General features: G+C 72.0%; 6 protein-coding genes. All 6 read right to left on the bottom strand.

The window, feature by feature from the left end:
- Positions 1-177: 177 nt before the first annotated feature.
- Positions 178-3,270 (bottom strand): hypothetical protein, encoded by a 3,093-nt coding sequence (locus OG896_RS06235; RefSeq protein ID WP_329363177.1) that lies wholly within the window; start codon positions 3,268-3,270, stop codon positions 178-180.
- Positions 3,271-3,272: 2 nt separating this feature from the next.
- Positions 3,273-5,132 carry an HSP90 family protein gene (locus OG896_RS06230; RefSeq protein ID WP_329363175.1) on the bottom strand — a complete coding sequence of 620 codons (1,860 nt, stop codon included), beginning with the start codon at positions 5,130-5,132 and terminating at the stop codon, positions 3,273-3,275.
- 216 nt (positions 5,133-5,348) lie between these two features.
- Complete coding sequence (locus tag OG896_RS06225; RefSeq protein WP_329363173.1) at positions 5,349-6,338, bottom strand: hypothetical protein; 990 nt, start codon at positions 6,336-6,338, stop codon at positions 5,349-5,351.
- Positions 6,339-6,568: 230 nt separating this feature from the next.
- Entirely contained in the window at positions 6,569-13,459 is a 6,891-nt protein-coding gene (locus OG896_RS06220) for a glycoside hydrolase domain-containing protein (protein WP_329363171.1), read from the bottom strand.
- A gap of 800 nt (positions 13,460-14,259) precedes the next feature.
- Positions 14,260-15,630 (bottom strand): DUF4041 domain-containing protein, encoded by a 1,371-nt coding sequence (locus OG896_RS06215; protein WP_329363169.1) that lies wholly within the window; start codon positions 15,628-15,630, stop codon positions 14,260-14,262.
- Between the two features lie 2 nt (positions 15,631-15,632).
- A complete protein-coding gene (locus OG896_RS06210) occupies positions 15,633-16,913 on the bottom strand; it encodes a hypothetical protein (protein ID WP_329374591.1) in 1,281 nt (426 codons plus the stop codon).
- Positions 16,914-16,933: the final 20 nt, after the last annotated feature.

Genomic DNA, 16,933 nt, shown 5'->3' with positions numbered 1-16,933 from the left:
GACCGATCAGGTGGTGCCGCCGGACACGTCCGTTCCCACCGTACAGATCGAGCGGCGCCGGCAGCGGCCGACCCCCTTGGACACCCGCCCTGGACAAGCGCGTTGGATACGCGCCCGCGTGGAGTGACCCCGCGCTGCCCGGTCCGGGCCGCGGCCCCGGCAACCGCCCGTACCCTGCTACCTGCCGTCGCGCAGCCGGGACGCCAGCGAGGCGAGCTTGTCGGCCTCCTTGGGGCGGTCCAAGGAGGTCAGGTGGGCGACCGCCGCGTCCAGCCGGGCGAGGGCGGCGGCGGTGCGCTTGAGGTGGATACCCTCCACGACGCCCGCCAGCCGGACGCACTCGGTCCACTCGTCGACGCGGTGGTCCCCGGCCGCCGCCTCGCCGAGCAGGTCGAGCGCCCGGTCCAGCGCGGCCACGGCGTCGTCGTACGCACCCGCGTACGCGTTGACCCGGCCGTACTCGTAGGCGAGCGCGGTGTCCAGGGAGCGGCCGCGCGGCGCGAAGCCGGCCTCGCGGGCCTCGTCGGCGACCAGGCCGGCGTCGGCGAGGAAGGCGAGGGCGTCCTGGAGGCCGTCGGGGCCGTCCTGCTCGCCCCGGAGGCGGGCGACCTCCCGCAGGGCGTTGCTGAGCTGCTCGTAGCGGGGGGCTCGGGCGTGGGCGGCGATCGCCTGGTCCACCGCCCGGCGGGCCGGGCCGAACTCGCCCGCCTCGGCGAGGAGCACGGCCGTCTCGGCGGCGATCATGGCGTGGCTGCCGCGGTCGTCGTCCCATCCGGCCGACTCGGCGGCGAGCGCGACGAACTCCGCCGTGGCGGCCTTGAGGTCTTCCCCCGCGTGCAGCGCGCGGGCGCGGGTCAGCCGCAGTTGTGCGAGCAGCCGGTCGTCGAGTTCCCCGGCGGCGGCGTCCGGTTCGGCCAGCACGGAGTCGAGCAGGGCGATGCTGTCCTCGACGCGGCCGAGTTCCAGGCTCAGCTGGGCGGCGTTGCTGTAGGCGCAGAAGGCGTCGACCCGGCTGCCCGCGCGCAGGTCCAGCTCCGCCGAGCGGGTCAGGTGGCGCAGCGCCTCGTCGGGCCGGTCCAGCCGCATGCACGCTTCGGCGAGGTCCGCGTGCAGGCGGGCGGTGGGTGCCGCTCCGGCGGGCCAGCCGGCGGCCAGCCGCAGGGCCTCGGTCAGGTCGGCGTGCGCGGCCTTCGCGTCCCGCAGGCCGAGGTGGAGGCGGGCGCGGAGCCCGAGGGTGCGGGGCAGGTGCCAGGCGGGGCCGTGCTCCGCCAGGAGGTCGAGGAGGCCGTCGATCTCGGTAAGGGCGGCGGGCAGGTCGCCGCGGATGGCGTGGGTACTGGTCCGCAGCAGGCGGGCGCCGGAGATCTGGCCGGCCAGGTCGTGCCGGGTGGCGAACTCCTGCAGCAGGTCCGTCGCGGCGAGGACCGGTTCGGCGTGCTCCTGGCTCCGCGACTCCTGGAACCGCAGGCCCAGCGCGGTGGCCCGAAGCCGCAGCAGGCGGGCCGCCAGGTACGGGGCGAGGTCGGGCGTGTCCTCCTGCATACGGACCAGCGCGGCGTGGACCTCGCCCAGCGCGGCCGCCTTGGCCTCGGCGGCCTCCGCCTTCCGCGCGTCGTCCCCGCCGTCCGCCGTGTCCGCTGCATCCGCGCCGCTCGTGTCGTCCGCACCGTCCGCCGTGTCCGCTGCATCCGCGTCGCTCGTGTCGTCCGCGCTGTCCGCCGCGTCTGCCGCGTCAGTGGCTTCGGCGCCGCCGCCGCGCTCCGCGTCCGCGGGCTTCTCGGCCTCGGCGAGCAGGGCACAGCCGCGGGCGAGCACCGCGTAGCCCCGCTCCCCGGCCTCGTCGTAGAGGGCCGCCGCCTGCGTGTAGAGGGGGACGGCGGTGCTGTGCTCGTCCTTCTGGTGGGCCCGGCTCGCCTCGTCGGCGAGAAGGTCGGCGCGCAGCCGCGCGAACGGGCCCACGGCCGGGTCGTCGGGGTGGGCGTAGTCCGGGGCGGCGGTGAGCGTCCGCAGCCGGGCCCAGCAGGCGTCCCCGTCCGGGTGCCCCTGCTGCTCCAAGTCCCTTGCCCGCAGGATGAGTTCGGTCAGGGACTCGGGGAGGGGCGCCGCCGTGGCGGGGGTGGCGGTGACCGGGGCGGCCGGCGCCACCGCGTCGTCGAGGCGGCGGCTGCGCAGGGTGAGCTCCAGCGCGTCCAGCAGGGGCGCCTGGTCCAGGCGGGCGCGACGGCGATCGGTGTGCGCCGTGGTCCCGTTGCGGGCGTCGAAACGGCTCGCGAGGTCGTCGGCGCGGTCCCGTATCTCGGCACGCAGGTCGGTGACCGACCAGGTGCGGCCCGCGTACCCGGCCGCGGGCAGGTCGCCGTGGCCGAGCCGTTCGACCCGCTGGAGGAGGACCTCGACGCCGGTGAGGAAGTCGTAGGTCTCCAGCGGCGACTCCACCTCGTCGAACAGCCGGCGGTTCTCGGCGAGCAGTTCCAGGCCGCGCGCCTCGTTGCCGGTCAGCGCGCAGAACTCCAGGTGCCGGCCCACCTCCGCGGCCATCGAGGCGTTGCGGCGGCAGCCCCGGTACCCGGTCAGGTGCAGCTCCCGGGCGCGGTCGGCGCGGCCGGTACGGACCAGGGCCGCCAGCGCGTACGAGATGGAGCGGGCCGGCTCCTCCTGGCAGGACGACTTGCCGGCCAGCACCGGCTCCCAGAGGTCCAGTGCCTGCTCGTCGTCGCCCGCGGTGAGGCGGTACAGGGCACGTGCGCAGATCTCGCACGCCTCGCAGTCGCTGAGCCGGGTGCGGGCGCGGGCGGCCCACAGCTCGTAGGCCGGGGCGGTGCCCTCGCCGACGTGGTGGGCGAGCTGGTACGCCTGCCCGTAGTACGGCTGGAGGCCGAGACCGGCCTTCTGGTACCGGTCGCGCATCTCGGTCAGCCACTGCCGGAGGCTCGCCAGCGGGATCTCGGGGAGCTGGAGCAGGGCGTTGGCCACCCACTTGAACCGCCAGAACAGCTGCTGGCGCAGCCGCTCGTCGAAGAGGTCGGGCTGCTCGTCGAAGAGGGTGAGCAGGCGGGCGAAGACCACGGGCGACTTCCGCGGTTCCGAGCCGTAGGTGTACGCCTTGTGGAGTTCGAGCAGGGCGTGGATGAGCGTGGTGGGGTCGTCGAACTGCTCGGCGACCTCGGCGAGTTCCTCCGCGACGACGGTGCGGTCCCGTCCGAACGGGCGCTGCTCGTTGTCGCTCAGCGCCTGGTACAGCTCGTCGGTGGTCAGGGGTGCGGTCGGCATCGTCAGCTGTCCTTGCGCAGGGCGTGGGCGAGAAGGTCGAGGAAGGAGCGGTTGATCAGGCTCGACTCGGCGGGCCTGAGCGGGCGCCGGGACAGCAGTGCGGCCTGCCCGTAGAGGGCCTCGGCGCTGGTGCGGGCGAGCTCGGGCTCGTCGATGGCGACGGCGGTGCGGACCAGCGGGTTGAGCTGGTTGAGGATCAGCTGGGCCCGTGGCGCCTCGTGGCGCAGCGCGCCGAGGATGTCGCCCCACAGGCAGCCCTCCTGCTCGCGGGCGAGCTGGGAGCGGGTGCGCTCGTGCCGGGCCTCCCGGCTGTCGACGAGGAGCGCGGGGGCGGAGGCGGGCTGGAACGTGCGCAGCGCGACGTCGCAGTCGAAGACGGCGAGGGCGTCGCGGGCCAGCGCGAGATAGGCCGAGGCGGCCAGTTCCGTCTCCCGGTCCACCGGGTCGAGGTGGGCGGTGAGCGTGGCCGGGTCGAGATCGGCGACGCTGGTCCCTGGCCTGACCTCGGGCAGCCGGTGGACGAGTTGGCGGTCGTAGGTGTAACCGCCGTTGACGACGCCGAGGCCGGCAGCCGAGGCGATCGCGGCGACCTGCCGGAACTCCTCCACGCTGGAGGTGACCAGCACGGTCGGGTGGGTGCGGGCGAACTCGTCGAGGGTGGTGTGCCCGTCGGTGGTCTCGAAGGGCAGCCACGGCAGCAGCATCCGCAGGATCTCGTCGTCGTGCACCGCGAGCGACTTCACGGCCAGGTGGTGCGCCTGGAGGAAGCGGGCCAGCAGGTCCGGGTCGCTCGCGGCGGCCCGGGCGATCCACGCGCGCAGCCGCTCCGCGAGGGCGTCGCGGACGGCGGCGAGGGTCTCGTCCTCGTACAGCGACTCGCGGGAGGCGGTCGGGCGCAGGCTCTCGGCGTCGACGACGCAGCGGACGAAGAACGCCCAGTCGGGCAGGATCTCCTCGGCCTGGTCCGACAGCAGCATGCCCTTGACGTGTACCCGGTGGCCGTGGCGGCGCCCGGCCGGCACCGCGTCGGGCAGCACGCACGCGATGCCCTTCAGGCCCACGGCCGGCAGGTCCAGCTCGATGGTGTCCAGGGGCGTGAAGCCGAAGACCTGCTCTCCGTAGGCGGCGAGTGCGCGCGAACGGGCGCCCGGGGTGGGGTACGTGGCCGCCCAGGGCGCGGGCTCGCGATTGACGGGGGCGCCCGGGCCGCCGGTGCCGTCGTCGAAGGTCACCGGGTGCCGCAGCAGCGAGCCGAAGTGCCGTGCCAGCACGTGTACTTGGGACGGCCGGGTCCACTCGCCGGCGTCGGCGCGCGGCGTCAGCCGGACGGTGGTGCCGGGCCGGGGACGGGCGGAGGCGGGCAGGGTGCGGACGGTGTAGCTGCCGTCGCCGTGTCCCCGCCATTCCACCGCGGGCGCGTCGGGGGTGCGGGCGGAGCGGCTGAGGACGTGGATCTCGTCGGCGACCAGGAAGCAGGAGAGCAGGCCGATGCCGAACTGGCCGATGAAGTCGGCGCGTTGCTCGGCGATCCGCTCGGCGCGCTTGCTGCTGCGGCCGATGGTGGAGAGGAAGGCGTGGACGTCGGCTTCGGTGAGTCCGACACCGTCGTCCTCCACGCGCACCGACGAGCCGTCGGCGTACAGGCGGATGCCGAAGTCCGCGGAGAACGCGTCGGGTTCGAGGAGCTGCCGGGCGGTCAGCGCGTCCACCGCGTTCTGCAGGAGTTCACGCAGGTAGACGCGGGGGCTGGAGTAGAGGTGGTGGGAGAGGAGGTCGACCAGTCCGCGCAGGTCCACCTGGAAGGTGCGGTCGGCGGAGGCGGGCGCGGTGGTGGGCGCGGTGTTGTCGTCGTGCGCAGTCATCGGGCAGTCCGGGGTGCGAAGGGGTGGCGGATGGGCGGCGGGGGAGCGGCGGAGGGGCGCCGGGTGAACGGCAGTTGGGTGCCGGCTGAGCGGCGGGTGAGCGGCGGGCCGGGGTCGGGTCCGCGCGGGCCGGGCCGTGGAAGGCCGGCGGCGGGTGCGGGCCCGGCGGGGTGCCGGTCGCGCTCGGACCCGCTGCCGGCTCGGACGGCTGCCGGCTCAGACGCGGCTGCGGAAGCGGGCGAACTGCTTCTCGGGCTGGGAGAGATACGACCAGGGCCGCCCGGTGAAGGCGCCGTCGAGCGCGCCGAAGACGCGCCGGGCCGTACGGCGTTCACCCGCCAGGGCCAGGGCCATCGCGAACAGGCTGAAGTCGTGCTGCCAGCCCGGCACCCGCACGTAGTCGGGGTGGAGGATGCTGTGCTCGGCCGCCGCCCTCAACTCGGCCTGGATACCGGGTGTTTCGAGGCACTTCCCGTCGTCCGACTCGACCCAGTCCTCGATGTGCGCGCAGGCGATCACGCAGCCGAGCCGGTGTCCCTGCGGCGCGCGCGTGAGGCTCTCCCGGGCGAAGGCCAGCGCCTGCCCCGGCTCACCGCTCCACCGGGGCTGGAGGTATGACACCCACTCGTGGTGCGCCGCCAGGTCCAGCGGGTCACGGCGCAGCGCCGCGGCCAGCCGGGTCTCGTTGACGGTGTCGCCCAGCGACATGCCGCGCCCGGAGGTGAGCAGACGGGACCACGGCGTGCTCCATTCCGGCCGCAGTTCGGCGGCTTCGAGCAACTGCTCCTCGGCGACTTCGAGCCGCTCGTGGAAGAGCCGCCACTGCTCCCGCGTGACGTTCTTGGCCGACGCGCGGGTGCGGGCCTCCCAGCCCCAGGCGATGTTGCGCGCCCCGGCCACCAGCAGGGCCGTGGCGCGGTACTCCTCCTTGCCCTCGGCGGCTTCGACGATCCAGTTCTGCACGCCCCCCAACTCCGCGAGTTCGCTGAGGACATGGTGGTCGCGACCGAGGTCGAAGGGGGCGAGCGCCGTGGTGAACGCCGCCCAGTCGTCCGCCCGCACCGCGTCGGTCAGGGCGAGCACCCGCGCGTCCCCCAGCGCGCGCAGCGTGTACGTCCCGTCCTTCTGCCGGCGCGGGACCGGCAGGGCGTACGGGTCCGCCTCCGGTCTCTCCCGGCCACCCCGACCCCACAGCTTGCCGAACATGCCGCGCCCTCCCCTGGTCCCGCGTGATCGTCCGGTGCAGGATATGTGGTCGCACCGACACTGTCTCCCCAGATCCTTCACCCCGCCCCGGTCTCGGCCGGCACCGCCCGACCCCGCCCGACCGCCGCCGCCCGCCCGGGAATACGGGCGGCCCCTCCGGGGACCGTGACGGTCGCCCGGAGGGGCCGCGGTGACGCTGTGCCGTACCCCGTGGTCCTCGCTCCCTGGCCTTACCCCTTGCCGCCCGCGGCGGAGGGGCGGTGATCCCGGGCCGTCGGCTGGAAGCCGACCGTGTAGGTCCGGGTGACCGTGCCGTCGGCCGAGGTGACCTCGATGGTGCGGGTGGTGATCCGGGAACCGGTCGAGGTGAGGACCGGGCTGCCGTCGGTGACCTTCACCCGGGCACCGGACTGGGCCGGTACGGCCGTGACGGACGGGAGCTTCACGTTCTTCGGCCAGTCGACCAGGTACGTGGAGACCTCCGGGTCGAACCCGTCGATCGCGACCCCGCCCACCGTGATGGCGCCGGCGTCCGCGACGGCGGCCTTGGTGGCGTCCGCGATGTTCGTCACCGTGACCGACCCGTCGGCGTTGACGACGACGTGCGCCGTCATCGCCGCCGCCAGGTTGATCCGCTCCCAGCTCGCCCCGCCGTCGGCGGTGAGGTCGAGCGGGTTCCCGGAGTCCGTCGCGGTCTGCTCCAGGATCTCGGTGCGCTGCTCGGTGTCGAGCTGCGGGAAGGCCGTCACCAGCAGGGCCGCCGCGTCGGACGGCACCTTCAGCGGCTGCCCGGCCTTGCCCGTCCGCGAGAACCCGTAACTCAGGCGCTGCGTGTACACGTTGACGTCCTGCGCCGTGCTCAGCCCGTCGTACGTGTCGCCCTCGCAGGCCGCGAGCGTGTCGCCGTACCCCTCCTTCTCGCACTGCGCGAGCAGCACGTTCTCGATCTCGGTGTGCGCCTGCGTCAGCAGCTTCGCGAAGTCGGGGTCCGCCCACCGGTGCGCGACGGTGGCCTGCCCGGTGATGCGGCCGCCCATGACGTCGAGCGGGTAGTGGAACCCGAGGACGATGCGGTTGTTCCCGTACTCCGAGGTGCGCGCCAGGATCGACGGTGCCAGCTCCGGCAGCAGCGTGGCGAGGATGGTGCCCGCCTCGTAGCCGCCGTAGGTGTGGCCGCTCGGGTAGGAGCCGCTGGTGGCGAGGCTGCTGTACGAACCGTCCTGCGACTCGTAGATGTCCCCGCCGTCGCCGACGAACCCGAGCCGCACGTACGGGCGCAGGTAGTCGTAGTAGTTCTTCGCCGCGTCGTGGGTGTCGATGTCCTGGGTCACCCGGCCGAACAGGGCGTTGGTCTTCGGCAGGTTGCCGCTGCTCAGGGCGTCGCTGTAGATCTTGCCGAGCCGCGACCCGAGGCCGTCGGCCATCGTGACGGTGGGGCTGTTGTTCGCGTCGATCTCGGCCCGGTCCACCTGGGCCTGCGTGGCGGCGTTGTTGATGCCCACCGCGATCGTGTCGTTCTCGGCGGTCAGCGAACTGCCGTCGGCCACCTTGGAGTTGGCGGCGAGGATGTCGGAGTGCAGGTCCTTGATGCCGCCGAGCAGGTCGTTGAAGTAGTCGCTCCCGTCGTCGGTGCTCGGCCACGCGTCGGAGGAGTAGTCGGCGTTGAGGGTGTCGGAGGGGAAGGGGGAGGGCGTGTACGACGACGGGTCGGAGCCGTCGCCGTCCGTGGCCGCGGCGTCCGTGGCGGAGGGGCCGGCCGACGGCGCCGTGGCGTCGTCCGAGGTCCCGGCCAGGGTGACCGCGGTCACCGTCGCCGTGTGCGCCTTCGCCTTCTTCCTGGCGGTCAGCAGCGCCGTGGTCGCCGTGCCGGGCACGTGCGCCGTGGTGCCGTCGTCGAGGGTCACGGTGTAGCCGATGACCGGGAACCCGCTGTCGCCGGCCGGCAGCCAGGTCACGCGGACCTGCCTGCCGTCGGTGACCACGCTCGTCACGGTCGGCTGCCGCGGCTTGCCGCCGCCGGTCACCACGGGTGCCGTGGCGGGGCTCTTGGCCGAGGCGCCGACCGCGTTCACCGCCTGGACCCGCGCCCGGTAGGAGCGGTCGCCCGTCAGCCAGGTGAAGGTGGTGCTCCGGCTGTCCGGGTCCTTGATCGCGATCTGGTGCCCGTCGTCGAGGCTGACCCGGTACCCGGTGACCGGCGAGCCGCCGGTGTCCCCGGGCGCGGACCAGACGACGGTCACGCTCGTGCCGGACGACGTCGCCGACACCGCGGCGGGCGCGGCGGGCACCGTCCTGGGCTTCGTGGTGAGCGCGGCCTGGGCCTTCCGCAGGGCCGTGTAGCGCGCGGTGAGCGTCGCGTCGGTGGCCTCGGTGTCCGCGACCGCGGTCTTCGCCGCGGCGAGCGCCGTGCCGAACGCCTGCCACGACGAGTCGGTGTAGCGCGCGTCGGTGAGCGCCGACGCGGTCGTGACCAGGTCCTCCAGTTTCAGCCGCGGCAGCGGGACCAGCTGGTCGGCGGCGAGGGTCAACGTGCGGGTCTGGGTGTCGACTTCGAGCTGGGTCGCGCCGTCGGCGGCCACCAGGTCGCGGGCGGCGGCGAGTTCACGGGTGAACACGGCGAAGTCGATCGGGTCGTAGCGCGCCGCGTCGCCGGCGAGCCCCGCGTACTGGTCGATCGCCTTCCGCAGCGCGGAGGTGTCCGTGGCGGCGGGCGCGTCCACGTGGCTGAAGGTGACCCGGCCCAGGTTCGCGACGTACGGGTGCGCGGCGTCCGCGGTCGTGGTCAGCCGCAGGTGGACGGCGTGCGTGCCGGTGATCGAGGTGGGGAGCGTGAGGCTCGTCGTCCCCCCTGACGACCACGCGCTTCCGGTGACCGGCAGCGGGATGGTCGCGTACGGCGTGCCCGGGGCGGCCGGGTCGAAGGCGTCGAGGTAGAGCTCGACGGCCGAACCGGTGCCGCAGCGCGCGGAGTTGTTGGCGTAGGTGATCGTGGCGGTGGTCTTCGCGGAGGCACCGAAGTCGATGTCCCCGTATGCCAGCCAGGCGCCGTCGTAGGTGCCGCCGAGGTCGGTGGCCGAGCCCGCGTCGCTCCAGCCGGCCGGCTCGCTCTTGAGGGTGCCGCCGCTGCTGGTGGTGAACGCCGTGGCGTCGAAGCCCACCGGGGCGTCGGCGGTCCGCGTCAGGGTCAGCGCGTAGACGTTGGCCACGTACGGCTGGTCGGAGGTCTGGGTGCCGGAGACGAAGTCCGCGTACACGTCCTGGACGCCGGTGAAGACGCTCGGGTCGAGCCGCACGGAGGTGGTGGAGACGGTGCCCCAGCCCGAACCGGTGTAGTCCAGCGGGATGTCGACGCTCCGGTCGCCGTCCTTCGCGGCGAGGTGCAGCTCGATGTGGGAGTCCGACGCGGCCCTCGACCGGGGCTTGTCGTAGCTGACGGTCACGGTGTCGGCGCCGTCGCCGAGGTCCGTGCCGTGCCACTCGGCCCACGCGCCGTTCGTCACGTTCTCGAAGATGCCGTTGCCGAGGCTGAGCGGGAGCGAGCCGGCACCGGTGGAGGTGGCGCTCGGCGCGGTCAGCGTGGCGAGCGTGGTCGTCGGCGACGACGTGACCGCGTTCGGCGAGAACTGGTACCAGTCGAAGTTCGACACCCACTGCTGCCCGGACGGGGCGTGGAAGACGAACGTCGCGGCCGACGCGCTCAGCAGCAGGTCGGGGTCGGTGATGTCGGCCTGCACCGTGGTGTAGTACTGCCAGCCGCCGGTTCCGGGCAGCGTGACGGTGCCGACGATCGGCCCGTCGGCGGGGCCGGCGTGGATGTCGACGCTGCTCGGCTTCGCGTTCGCGGCCTGCGCGTTGGCGTAGCGCACCGACACGCTGCGCGGCGCGACCCCGCCGAAGTCGAGCTTGCCGTACTGCTCCCAGGCCCCGTCGGTGACGCCACCGAGGTCGCCGTCGGAGTAGTACGCCTCGCTCACCAGGCTGGGGCCGTCCTTCTGGTCGGGGCTCTCGGCCTGAAGGACGGCGTAGCCGCCCTCGTCGATGGTGAGCGCGCCGGCCGCGGACGCCAGCGCGTCCTGCGCCGCCATGAGGGTGCCGGTCCCCGACGCGGTGTCCGCGAGGACGGTCCTGGCGCGCTGGAGCGCCGACTGGAACAGGGTCCAGGAGCCGTCGGAGTAGTTGGCGCTGCGGACCTCGGACGCCTGGTCGATGAGCGTGCCCAGGGACGCGCGGTACACCGCGGCGGCGGAGATGACGAGCGGGTCGGTCGCGGAGACCCCGGTGCCGGTCACCGTGGAGGCGTGCGCGCCGCGGGCGAAGGCCGCGTCGGTGAAGGTGATGCCGAAGCGCGCGTCGACCTTCGTGGTGCCGGTGAGCGACAGCGTCGCCGTGTGCGCGCCGCTGACCTTCAGATCGGCGCTGACACCGGCCGGCAGGCCGGTCACCGTCGCCGCCTTGCCGCGGGTGAGGCTGGTTCCCTTGCGGGCGGCGAACGACGCCGGACCGGACAGGGTGAGCTGCACGCTGCCCTTGACGGTGCCGTCCGCGGCGGTGGCCACGGTGCCCGGACGGGCGGAGACCACGGTGGTGCCCCGGTCGGTTCCGCCGCCTCCCGTGGCGCCGGTGTCGGTGTCCAGCGAGTACGCGGGCTTCGTGTCGGCGCCCCACCGGGAGGGCTTGGCGCCCATGGTGAAGTCCAGGGTGCCGCCGGCGATGATCTGCGCGTAGTCGAGCCAGGTGTCGTTGAACCGCGAGCCGTTGAGGGTCGCGCTCTGCACGTAGTAGTTGCTCGGCGACACCCCGTCGGCCTTCACCGTGAACGTGCTGCCGTTCGCGTAGGTGATCGTCGTGGAGTCGAAGAACGGGCTGCCGATCTGGAACTGGCTGGAGCCGGCCGTCACCGGGAACAGGCCCAGTGCCGCGGCCACGAACATCGTCGACATGGTGCCCGCGTCGTTGTCCATGGTCGGCAGGAAGCCGTCCGGGGCGAGCTTGTAGACCTGGGTGTCGATCGGCGGGGTGAACTCGCCGCCCGAGCTGGGGGCTTCGTTGGTGGAGCCGGTCGCGATGTAGCGGTTCCAGGTGGTGCCGGTGTAGATGGAGCGGACCCACTTCTGCGTCTGGCTGGGCTCGCCGACGTAGTTGAACAGGTACGGGGCCTGCAGGTCGATCTCGTTGGCGTTGGAGTGCAGCATCGTCGAGCCGTCGTCGGCGGCGGAGTCCACGCCGAACATGTGCTCCACGGCGGCCTTCCCCGCCTTCGCGCCGCCCATGGCCTTGATCAGGCCGCCCATGTCGTAGGCGTCGTACCAGTTGTACTGCCAGAGCGTGCCCTGGTAGAGGCCGGCCGCCTCGAACTTCTCGTAGTCCGCGCTCTGCCAGTCGCCGCCGGACGCGCGCGGGGTGAGCAGGCCGACCTGGGTGCCGTCGGCCGCGGTCCAGGCGCCGGACTTCACCAGGTGGTCGATGGCCATGGTCGACTGGGTACGCAGCTTCTTCGCGTCCGCGTCCTTGCCGAGCGCGCCGGCGATGATGGACAGCGCCCACTGGTCGTAGCCGCGCTGCACGGTCGTACCGGGGTCACCGCTGACGTACCCCTGGCGCAGTTGCGCTCCCGTGTAGTAGCCGGCGTACGACAGCAGCGCCGGGTACGCCTCGTCGAGCCGGTCGAAGTTCTTGTACCCCTTCGACAGCGCGTCGGCGATCACCACCGCCGAGCGCTCCCAGCGCACGGTCGGGACCGACTGGGTGAGGCTGCCGAGGCTCTTGCCGGAGGTGTGCGCGTCGGCGAAGAGCTCGATGAGCGACTGCACCATGTCCCGGTAGGTGGTCGGGTCGACGTACGCCTCGACGGAGTACTTGCGGAAGTCGTCCCAGGTGGACCAGCCGTCGTAGTACGTGAACCCGTTCGTCCGGTGCACCGCGCCGTCGACACCGCGGTACGTCCCGCTGGTGCTGGTGGCGTTCACCGGCAGCCCGTACATCCGGTACAGGTGCGTGTAGAACTCCTTGGTGAGCGTCGACTTGGGGTCGGACGTCGCGGAGGAGTGCACGGCCACGGCGCCGAGGGTGCTGTTCCAGTCGGCCTTGGTCCGGGCCCGCGCCTGGTCGAAGGTGAGGCCGCCCACCTCGTTCTGCTGGTCGGTGACGGCCTGGTCCGCGCTGATCGGCGAGAGCGTGATGCGCAACTCGACGTCGTGGCCCGCCGACGGGTCGAAGCCGAGGACGGCGCCGGTGTCGGTGCCGTCCTGCGCCGTCGCGTCGCCCAGCGTGCCGTCGTCGCCCCAGCTCTTCAGCGAGGTGACGGGGGCGTTCGTGGTGGCGGCGTAGTACATCCGGTACGCGGCGCCGTTGAAGGAACCCGCGATGAGCCCGGTGATCCGGGTGGTCCCGTCCGCGAGGGTGGTCGCCTTCATCGTCGCGCGCGTGCGGCTGGTGTAGTTGTTCGCGAGGTCGAGGACGAGTTCGGGGGCCGACCCGGCGGGGAAGTCGTACCGTTCGAGCGCCGTGCGCGTCGTCGCGGTCATCTCGGCGTCGATCGTCCCGGCGTCCTGCGTCACCGACGTGTCGGTCCCCGAGACGGACCCGAGCCCGACCTGGTAGGAGCCGGGCGACGCGCTCTCGTCGTCATGCCGGTAGGGGTGCGCGTACGTGCCGGGCGCGGGGCGCTTGCCGTACCGCACGGACGTCGGGACGACCAGCAGGTCGCCGCCGCCGCCCGAGCCGCCGACACCGTCGAGGTCCGTGGCGGTGAACCCCGCGATGTGGTCCTCGTTGTAGTCATAACCGGAGTGGTTGCGGTCCGGCGTGGTCATCGGGTTGACCTTGGCGAGGCTGTGCGGCGCCTCGGCGCCCGGCAGGTCGTTGCCGTCGTCGCCGGCCGTCGACACGAACGGGTCGACGAGCTTCGTGTAGTCCGTGCCGCCGGACGTGCCGCCGGACGTGCCGGAGGACGTGGCGGACGTCGCGGGCGACGCGGCGGCGGTTCCGGCACCCGCGAGTGCGGCGAGGCCGAGGGTGCCGGCGACCAGCGCGGCGACCGCCGCGCGCAGGGGCCGTCGCCGCCGGCGCTCGGTTCTCGTCAACGTCGTGGGTGGCAAGGGGGGATGAGATCTGACGGGCATGGCGCCTCTCCGGCGGTGCGGCACGCACGCATGTCCCGGTCCGAGCTCATGCTCAAAAGGACGGCTGACAACGTTGTCGGCCGCCAACTCCGGTTCATGCGGAACGAGATGGCAGTGGATATGCGGGGTACGGTACCCCGCTGCGTTCGTGGACGTCAGTCATCAGACACGGAGAAGGCGTACGGCGGATAAACGGAGTCCGCACAGCCGGTGCCCGGTCGTGCGGGGGGCGGGCCGTGCGGGAGCGGGCGTCCTGGGACACGCGGCGGGCCGGCGCCGCGTGTCCGCGTCACCACACGGTGACCGTATTGACCGGTTCGGGGAGCCGCTCGGGAGCGTGATCGGCAGGAGCGATCCGGGTGATCGAGGCGAACCGGCCACGGGTGGCTGCCGCGGCGGCCCCGGACCGCGTCGGCTGACGTCGTCCACCGACGGGTCGCGAGGCCGTACCCGGTGAGGCGCCGGCGGGGGATACGGGAATCGAACTCGTGAGGGGTTGGCCCCGACGCGCTTTCCAACTGCGACTACCGGTGTTCACGTTGGTACGCCAACGTCCTGACTAGGGCGGGAAGGGGCCGGCGGATGCACTTCGGACCCCTCCGAACAGGGGTGAACGCAACCCGAACTGCAACCTTCCGGTCCCCCGTCCGGCCGCGCGTCGATCGGGAGCGTACGCCCGCCCATGCCTTGTCCGTTCCGCCTCGGAGGCTCGTAACCGTGGACTGTGAGACCGAGGCCGCCCACGTCCAGGGAAGCATCTTCCACACACCCTGACAGGGGTCGTTCACCGGGACCCGCGTTCAGTTCTGCTGCGGCCAGCGGTTGCGGCTCTGGAAATACTCAAGCGCTGTGGGTTCCTCCGTGAACTCGAGCAGGCCGCCCACCTTGTCCGCCAGGAGTTCCCGGACCTCGGAGGGGGTGGCGAAGAAGAACTCGCGCCGCTGGTTGACGAAGTTGACGCGCCGGTCGGCGAACGCCTTGTGGAGTTGTGCCTCCAGAGTCACGGCGTCCTCGGAGAAGAACAAGGCATGGACGTCGTACCGGAACGGCACGGAAGCGTCACCGAGTTCCCGGACTCGGTCCATTGGATCGACGCGGCGGGTCATGCCGATCTTGACCATGTTCGGACCGAACGCGCCGATGTTTGAGATCACGTACACGTAGCCGGCACGGATGTTCGCGATGCGGTAGTCGTTGGCCTCGATGGCCTTCTCGATGTCGGCGAGGCGGCTGGAGAGTTCCGTGACGGAGGCGTCGTCGCCCTTGGCACGGAGGGATGCCAGGGCGCTGATGTAGTGGGCTCTTTCCTTCTCGAGTCGTTCCTTCTCGACGGCCAACTCTTGCTCCGCTCTGCGCTGTTCGCGGAGGAGCCGGCGTTCCTGGCGGGCGTGTTCGCGCTCTTCCTGAATTTTCATCTGGAAGTCGGCGGTCAGTTCGAGCTCGGTGACGCGCAGCGCGTGGTATTCGGGGTTGATCCGCATCTCCATGATCGCCCCGAGCCTCTCGATCGCGGTGACCGCCGACTCCATCCGCTTCAGCGCAGTGCGCACGTTCCCCGACCGCAGCGAGCGGACGCAGTTGTCGGCCTCGGCGTTGTAGGCCCGCAGCATCAGCTTCGACAGGTCGCCAACCAGCTTCCGCCCTCGGGCCAGAGAACCGTCGAAGGTGAACATGTCGGCTGCGAGGATCGCGCGACCGCTCCTGACAGCTTCGTCGATCTTGCCTTCGAGACTCCGCAAACGGTCCTTGTAGGCCGCCGCGTTCTCCAAGGGATGGTGGTAGTGATAGATGCCGACATCCTGCAGGGCGCGCTGATCACTGAGATCGACGAGGTCGGCGCCACCTTGCGCGGCGCCGAGCGCTGCTTCGAGGTCGGCGATGCGGGCCAGCAGCGGCGCGGGATCGACTCCGTGGGGTGGTTGCGGAGTCGGTGGGTCGGCCGGGGCGGGCTCCTGCCGCGCTTCCGGCGCGCCCTGCGCCGATTGCGTGGGCACCCCGGTGGCCTGGCCGGTCCCGGGCTTGCTGGCATCGACGTCCGCATCCCTGTCGTCGGGCAGGAAGAGGCGCCAGCCGTGTGGCGGGGCTGGCCAGGCCGGGTTAGGGTTCCATCCTGGCGGGGGCGTCCAGCCTTCGGGCGGCGTGGGCCACCCTGGGGGTGGGTTGAAGCGCATCGTCAATGTCCCCGAACGCGGACGCCGCGACTGGTGTCCGCCGGGACCAGGTCGAACGGCGATTTTGACATTGCGGCACCGAGGTGCCGCAATGTGTCCTGGGGCACTACTTTGGTCAGGTCGAAGCTGTTGAAGGTCTCACGTTCCGCCGCCACGAAGACCAGCGGAACGGTGGTCGGGCGGCCGGTCGCCGTGTCGACCGTGTCGACGCCGACCGCCAGCGCGATCGAATGGACCTTGCCGGCGCGGTCGGCCTCGAAGACCTCGTGCAGGCAGCGGACCGCGACCTGCCAGACCGCGTTCGCGTACCGCTCCTTCTTCTCGCGAACGGGCAGGTTGGTCGAAGTGATCTCGTCCTTCGCTTTCACGTACCGGTATGCCTTCACCGAAGACATGGACGAAGGCTCCGGAACACTGACTTCGAGCGAGAGTTCGCGGGACGCGAGGCTGAACACGTGGTTGTGCTCGACCGGGAAGACCTCGGGGTAGAGCGAGTTGGACAGCACGATGCCGACGTATTCCTGGATAGCGGATTCGACATCGAAGGCAAGATCGTTGATCAGTTTGGCGACCTCAGCGTTGTGAGCCGACGCCTTGGCCTCGCGCTTCTCGCACTCCTGCCTGTACTTCTCCTCGGCCGCTGACAGTTCCGCCACACGCTTCTCTTCGGACTTATCACGCTGGGCCGCCTTTTTGACATAGCTGCTGTGAGCGGCGTCCCTGGCACGCTCCCAGTGGTGATGGGCGTCCGCAAAAGCGGTTCGGGCCTTCTCGACAGCCTGCTGGTGCCGCTTCTTGCCGCCGAGTATGGCGGAGAGCCCGCCGGGCGCGGGCGGCTCTTCGTACACGGGTTCAGGCACGTCGTCCGGTTTCGGAACCGCGGCGGCCGGAACGGCCAGTTGACCGGGTGCGAACGGAGGATGCTCGACTACCGAGACCTTCAGGGAATCGAGATCGACGTAGTCGTCCATCTCCAGCGCCCACGCGAGCAGACCGTCGATGTCGGAGAGGTCGCCAGCCAGGCTGGCGTTCATCGACTCGACCTCGGCAAGCCTGGACTCAACGTGGAGCCGCGCGGCTTCACGCTCCGCGGCCTTCCTCTCCGCGGCAGAAGATCTCGCAGCTGCCATCTGCGCGCGCTCGTACGCCTTCGTGGCGCGCTCTGCTTGGCGCTGCGCTGCAAGATGAGCGCGATGGGCGACGGCGTCCTGCTGGCGTCGGCGCTTCTCCGCTTGCTGCGCCTGGTAGTTCAGTTCCGCGAAAAAGCCGCGGCGTTTCCCCATGACATCCCCCCACAGGAGTC

Source organism: Streptomyces sp. NBC_00669 (assembly GCF_036226785.1).
GTDB lineage: Bacteria > Actinomycetota > Actinomycetes > Streptomycetales > Streptomycetaceae > Actinacidiphila.
The sequence above is the reverse complement of the archived record's forward strand: the minus strand, read 5'-3'. Positions and strand labels throughout refer to the sequence as shown.

Coding starts and splice junctions, on each gene's coding strand:
- OG896_RS06210 (WP_329374591.1), bottom strand. CDS start 16,913: ATGGGGAAACGCCGCGGCTTTTTCGCGGAACTGAACTACCAGGCGCAG.
- OG896_RS06220 (WP_329363171.1), bottom strand. CDS start 13,459: ATGCCCGTCAGATCTCATCCCCCCTTGCCACCCACGACGTTGACGAGA.
- OG896_RS06225 (WP_329363173.1), bottom strand. CDS start 6,338: ATGTTCGGCAAGCTGTGGGGTCGGGGTGGCCGGGAGAGACCGGAGGCG.
- OG896_RS06215 (WP_329363169.1), bottom strand. CDS start 15,630: ATGCGCTTCAACCCACCCCCAGGGTGGCCCACGCCGCCCGAAGGCTGG.
- OG896_RS06235 (WP_329363177.1), bottom strand. CDS start 3,270: ATGCCGACCGCACCCCTGACCACCGACGAGCTGTACCAGGCGCTGAGC.
- OG896_RS06230 (WP_329363175.1), bottom strand. CDS start 5,132: ATGACTGCGCACGACGACAACACCGCGCCCACCACCGCGCCCGCCTCC.